The 6,019-nt window shown below is 62.8% G+C and carries 5 protein-coding genes; 1 reads left to right on the plus strand and 4 read right to left on the minus strand.

Translation table 11 applies throughout. The features are described from left to right. Positions 1–2 precede the first annotated feature (2 nt). Genes AOA60_RS03880 through AOA60_RS03895 form a run of 4 tightly spaced genes read right to left on the minus strand, consistent with a single transcriptional unit; the run spans position 3 to position 4,593 of the window. Positions 3–1,244, minus strand: a complete 1,242-nt coding sequence (locus tag AOA60_RS03880) for an efflux RND transporter periplasmic adaptor subunit (protein WP_099583277.1) — start codon at positions 1,242–1,244, stop codon at positions 3–5. After that, positions 1,234–2,697 (minus strand): TolC family protein, encoded by a 1,464-nt coding sequence (locus AOA60_RS03885; RefSeq protein WP_099583278.1) that lies wholly within the window; start codon positions 2,695–2,697, stop codon positions 1,234–1,236. The genes AOA60_RS03880 and AOA60_RS03885 overlap by 11 nt, the downstream gene beginning before the upstream one ends. After that, positions 2,690–3,889, minus strand: coding sequence for an ABC transporter permease (locus AOA60_RS03890; RefSeq protein ID WP_099583279.1), 1,200 nt, complete (start codon positions 3,887–3,889; stop codon positions 2,690–2,692). Before AOA60_RS03890 ends, AOA60_RS03885 begins: the two co-directional genes overlap by 8 nt. Then, a complete protein-coding gene (locus AOA60_RS03895) occupies positions 3,886–4,593 on the minus strand; it encodes an ABC transporter ATP-binding protein (protein WP_099583280.1) in 708 nt (235 codons plus the stop codon). Before AOA60_RS03895 ends, AOA60_RS03890 begins: the two co-directional genes overlap by 4 nt. Positions 4,594–4,950: 357 nt before the next feature. On the opposite strand from AOA60_RS03895, the gene AOA60_RS03900 reads away from it, so the two are divergent. Beyond that, on the plus strand, positions 4,951–5,709 hold the full coding sequence (locus AOA60_RS03900; RefSeq protein ID WP_099583281.1) for a TetR/AcrR family transcriptional regulator: 759 nt from the start codon (positions 4,951–4,953) through the stop codon (positions 5,707–5,709). Positions 5,710–6,019: the final 310 nt, after the last annotated feature.

Below are 6,019 nucleotides of genomic sequence, written 5' to 3' on the forward strand. Positions count from 1 at the left end.
AATTATTGTGAGAGCTTCACAAGGCCGGGTTTCAGGCCGAACACCTCAACCCCTTGCGCCGTCGCTTGCCCGGTCGTGACCTTGACTCGCTCCACCGGCTTGTCCATCGCCTCCCGATACTCCACTTCACCGCCAACGACCGCCTGCGCGGGCACCACAATCGCCTGCTCGTTGTTGTAGGTGACGATGGTCAACCGCGCACTCATGCCCAGACGCACCCGCTGCAACTGTTGCGGGGTCAGCTTGGGGATCGACAAGGTCACTGGAAACTGCGCGCTGCCCTGGCTGTCACTGGCCATCGCCAAGCCGCTGACCACGCTGACCGAGCCGGTCAGTCGCTCGCCATCAAACCCGTCGCCCATGACTTCCACCGCCTGGCCCTGATGCAATTGGTTGATGTCCAACTCCGAGACCTTGGCGACAATCTTCAGCCGTTCGATATTCGCCAGGCCAAACAGCACCTGGCCCTGGCTGACTTTGCTCCCGGCCTGGATTGGGGCGTTGGTGCTGCTGCCGCCTTGGGGCGTGTTGTTGCCGGGCGCGGGCACCACGATGCCGGAGAACGGCGCCTTGACCTCCCGGCCGTCGAGCAACGTGCGCAGGGCCTCGTATTTCACCGTAGCGTTGGTCAGTTCCATGTCGGCGATCTGGCGGTATTCACCCTTGCCCTGGTCGAGGGCCTGTTGCAGTTCGCTGCGGGCGGAGGCGAGGTCCAGTTGTTGCTGTTGGGCCTGTTGCTTGAGGTCGTCCAGCTCGTTGCGCGGGATGATGCCGCGCTTGAACAGGTTGTCGCTTTCGGTGAGTTTGCGCTGGGTGTTGCCGGCGGTCATCTCGGTGGTGCGCAGGCTGCGGCGGGCGCGGCTGACGGCGGGGCTGCTGTCCCAGTCCTGCATCTCTTGCACGGTGCGTCGGGCCTTGAGCTGGGCGGAGAGTGCGTCGCGTAATTGCACTTCGAGGGTGGCCGGGTCCATGCGCAGCAGCACTTGACCCGCCTCGACCCGTTGGCCTGGCTCCACCAGGTTGGCCTGCACGTTACCGTCGAACGGCGCGGTGAGGGTGAGGGTGGTGTCAGGCTCGATCTTGCCCACCAGGCCGATCTGGTGCACCAGCGGGTCGGGTTTCACGGCCAGCCATTGCTCGGCGGTGCTGGCGGGATCGGACGCAGGGCTGCGCAGGGCCAGCCCGGCACCGACCAGCAACAAGATCACCACAGCGCCCAGCAGGCGTTTTCGATTAGTAGTCATTGAGGGCGATTTCCCAGCTTTCCAGCGTCATGCCCAGGGTCAGGTCGAGCTGTGTCTGGGCGTTCAAATAAGCGATCAATGCGTTGAGCTGCGCGTTTTCGGCGTTGCGCAGGTCAGTCTCGAAACTCAGCACCTGGAAGTTGGTGGAGCGCCCGGCGCTGAGTTTTTCCCGTTCGATCTCGATCTTGCGCCGTGACAGCTCCACCGCGCGTTGGGAGATTTCATACTGACGCCAGCGGGTGCCGAGGTCGCGCACCACGTCGTTGACGCTGCGTTCCAGCTCCTGGCGGGCGTCGGTGATACGGATGGCCTGATCCTCCACGTTCACCCGTGCACGCACTTCGGCCTGGCGCGTGCTGATGTCGCCGATGGGGATTTGCACCTGCACCCCGGCGTAGCTATCCCACGTGCGGTTGTTGCTGCTGCCGGCGTCGTTATTGTAGTTGTCGCGGATCTGATTCGCGCCGGCCACCAGATCCACCTGCCAGCGCCCGGAGTCCTTGGCGATCACCAGGTTGAGGTCGGCTTGCTGGCTGCCGAGCAGGGCGGCGAGGTATTCCGGTTGCTGGGTTTGCGCCAGGGTGAAGGCCTGGCGCTTGTCGATCTGCATGGGCTTGGCTTCCAGGGCTTCGGTGGCGCGAATCGGCGTGGACAGGTCCAGGGCCAGCAGGCGCAGGAGCGCCAGGCGATTGCTGTCCAGTTGGTTTTGCGCTTCTTCCACGCCCAGTTGCTGGGTGGCGATGTCGGCCTCGGTCTGCACAATCTCGAACTCGGCCATGCGCCCGGCACTGATCAAGGCCTTGTTCACTTCGAGCAACGTATCGGAGCGCTTGAGGGCTTCCTGCACGATCAGCAGTTGCTCCTGGGCGCGCAGTAATTCGCGGTAGGTGGCGATGATCTGGCTGATGGTCTGTGCCACGGTGGCCTTGAGGTTGAGGCGGTTGGCCTGTTCCGACAGCCGCGACAGGCGCAGCGGCGCGGTCGTGGCGTCCCAGCCGGCGCCGCGCATCAGCGGCTGGATGATCGCCAGGTCCAGGCCGTCGCTGCGGTAGCGGCCGGCGCGGTCGGCGTTGTTCAACTGTTGAGTCCAGGCCATGCTCAGGCGCGTGCCGTACTCGCCGAGCAGGCTGCTGGACGGTGCGAGGTTGGCGTTGCGTGCACTGTCCTGGGAGCCACGGGTGCCGCGGTAATAGCTGTTGAGGGTGAGCTTGGGGTTGAACACGTCTTCGGCCACCCGCAGATCGAACTTCTGCGCGACGCGTTGCAGGTAGGCACTGCGGATTGCCGGGTTCTTGCGCAGGCCCAGGTACACCGCGTCGCCCAGGGTCAGGGTGGTGACCTGGGCGTTCAGCGACACGCTGCGGCTGCTGCTGGGGGCCGAGGGGCGGATGACCACGTCGGCCGCCACGCCGGGCAGGCTGATCAGCGCCAGCAGCCAGAGCCATTTACTCATCACGCAGGGCCTCCACCGGTTGCAATCGCGAGGCCGAGACCGCCGGATAGATGCCAAAGAACAAACCCACCAGCAACGTGCTGCCCACGCCGAGGGGCAGGGCGGCAGCCGCCAGTGCGAATTCCCAGCCCGACAGCCAGGCGTAGAGCCAGGCGGCGCTCATGCCCAGCACTGCGCCGCACAGCGCGCCGACGGCGGTGAGGGTCACGGCTTCGAGCAGGAACAGGTTGCGGATATCCCGCTGGCGAGCGCCCAGGGCCATGCGAATGCCGATCTCGCGGCGCCGCTCCGAGACGTTCATCAGCATCACGTTCATCACCCCCACGCCACCGCCCACCAGGGAAATCGCACCGAGCGCCAGCAGCAGGTAGGCGAAGGTGCGGCTTTGCCGGGTCATGCCATCGATCATCTGCTGGGGTACCTGGATGTCGACAGAATGCTCGGTAAGTTGGGTTTGCAAGGCACTGGCGGCCTCCTTGGCGATGCGCTCCATGTCCTGGCCGGGCGCGGCGCGGATGATCACGTTGCCGATCTGCGGCATGGCGTAGATGCGGCGCATGCCTTCGGCGGGGATGAACAACGACTCGTTGGCCTGCACTGGCATCAGCATCGCCCTGGGCTGGTTGTGCAGGATGCCGACGATCAGGAACAGGTAGTCGTTGATGCGCACGCGGTCGCCCAGTTGCAGCGGGTCGCCCGGCGCCCCCAGGGCCTGAGCGACCTGGTTGCCGATCACGCCATAGGTTTCGTTGGCATCGAAGCCCGACAGGAAACGCCCCTGCTGCAGTTGCAGGCGCATCGTCTGGGGAATGTCCGGCGTGCTGCCGACAAAGTTGGCGTTGACGCTGCGGCCATGGAACACAATGGGCCCGCTGAACAGGCTGAGTGCGCCGATATGCGCGATGCCCGGCACAGCCGCGCGCACTGCTTGCAGGTCGAGTTGGGTGTGCATCGGCACATTGCTGCTGCCTTTGGGCGGGAACTGCACCACCAGGGTGTCGGTGCCCATGTCCTTGAAAATCAGCGCGGCATCCACCGCCGCGTTGTGGCCGATATTGATCAGCGCCACCACCGATGAACTGCCGATAACAATGCCCAGCAGCGCCAGAACCGAGCGCTTGCCCAGGGTGCGCAGGCTGATGAAGGCTTCATGCAGCAGTTGGCTGAGGCTCTGTTCGACCCGCAGGCTCATGGGCGACCGACCTCGTGCACCACGCCGTTGCGCACCAGGATCTTGCGCTCCAGGCGTTCGGCGATCTGCGCGTCGTGGGTGACGATGATCAGCGTGACCTGCTGCTCGCGATTCAGGGCCAGCAGCAGGTCCATGATGTCCTGGGCGGTGCTGCTGTCGAGGTTGCCGGTGGGTTCGTCGGCCAGGATCACCGAGGGTTTGCCCACTAAGGCTCGGGCGATGGCCACGCGTTGGCGCTGGCCGCCGGAGAGGTCGGCGGGGCGATGGTGGGCGCGGTCGGCCAGGCCTACCTGTTCGAGCATGCGCTGGGCCTGTTCCACCGATTCATGGCGCGACACACCGCGATAGCTCAGGGGCAGGGCGACGTTGTCCAGGGCGCTGAGGCGCGGCAGCAGGTTGAAGCTCTGGAAGACAAAACCGATCTGCTGGTTGCGGATCGCCGCCAGTTCGTCCGGGGTGGCGCTCAAAATATCGTGGCCGGCAAAGTGGTACTGGCCGCTGTTGGGCAGGTCCAGCAGGCCAAGGATATTGAGCAGGGTGCTCTTGCCGGAACCGGAGGCGCCGAGGATGCCGCAGCTGTCACCGCGGGAGATCGACAGGCACACGTCATTGAGAATGGACAGCTTTTGCCCGGCCAACTGATAACGTTTGCCGATGCCTTGCAGGGAGATCAAGCCTGGGTGCGCGGGGGTCTGTGTCATCATGACTACGCCTGCAGTCTCGACGCCGCCGGCATGCCCCTGTAAATCCTTGTAACAAGTTCGGGAGCTGCCTGGTATGCGTCACGGACTGGTTTTATTTCTTGTTTTTAAAATATTGTTTGAATACTAACCGTGTTCCCAGTGCTTCGCCAGCCATGGATGTAGAGCGGTTTTACCCTTTGAAACGATTTAACCCGTCAGTGTGAGGAGCTGCCAAAATACCCCTGGCTGGCCGCAAAATGCCCGCTGGCAAAGGCTTTGGATGGTATGGCGGTGTGTCACTACTTGCTTTCGAACGGCCGCCCCGGTATAAAAAATCAAATTATTTTTTAAAACAATATTTCCGCCGTGGAACCCTTTATGGTCGCGAAGAAACTCAGCGCTCCAAACATTACCAAGACTCGATTGCTGGATGCGACAGAGGCGCTCTTTATTAAGTACGGTTATGACGCGGTGTTGTTACGGCAGATTACCGAGCGTGCCCAGGTGAACCTGGCTGCCGTGAACTACCACTTCGGGGACAAGGACTCCCTGATGAAGACCCTGCTGATGCAACGCCTGGAGCCGCTCAACGAGCAGCGCCTGGAGCTATTGGCACGTTGTGAAGCCGAAGCCGATGGCCCCCTCGATTGCGACACCTTGCTCGGTGTGCTCTTCGCTCCGGCCATGGGCCTGGAGCGCAGCGACCCGGCCAGTGCCAGTGGGGAAGGGCGTTCGTTCATTCGTTTCCTGGGCCGGGTGTACAGCGACACCTCACCGTTTATCCAGGAATACCTCAAGGTGCATTACCAGCCGGTGTTCCAACGCTTTTTCGAAGCCTTCGCCCTGGCCTTGCCGGATTTGCCGCGCAACGAACTGGGTGTGCGCCTGCAATTTGCCCTCAAGGCGATCTCCGGGGTGATGGCCGGCACCGAGCTGCGGCTGCTGATGAACTCCATGAGCCTGGGCCGCCCGGCCACCGACGCTGAGGTGATGGCCAAGCTGATCACCCTGGTCTCGGCGGCAATTCGTGTCCCGCAGCAAAGCCCCGAGGCAGAAACCGCGTTGGCCAGGGTGCTGGACACCCAACGGGCGATTCGCGAGCAAGCCTCTGCACCTGTCGGCAAAGTCGCGCGCTAGATCAAATCCCAGGCAAAAAAAAGCCCGCTGGGGCGGCGGGCTTGATATGCAACATTTGTAACGGATGAGGCTTCACAGTACGGCCTGGGATGTGAATAAAACGTGAAAAAAATGTAAGTGAAAGTGTGAAGTAATTAATTTGCATAAACGGAACGCTGTGTAAAGCGGCCCAGACGTTTTTCTCTGCAACGCATCCGCCATTTGACGTTTAGAGCCGTTCAGCCTGCCCGTACGCCTGCCGGGGTCCGCACCGCGTGACAACCGTTCGTCGCTACTGTCAATGTTGACAGCTATTCAGCCCAACCCGCCG

It is taken from the genome of Pseudomonas sp. 2822-17 (assembly GCF_002742485.1).
Taxonomy (GTDB): Bacteria; Pseudomonadota; Gammaproteobacteria; order Pseudomonadales; family Pseudomonadaceae; genus Aquipseudomonas; species Aquipseudomonas cyclaminis.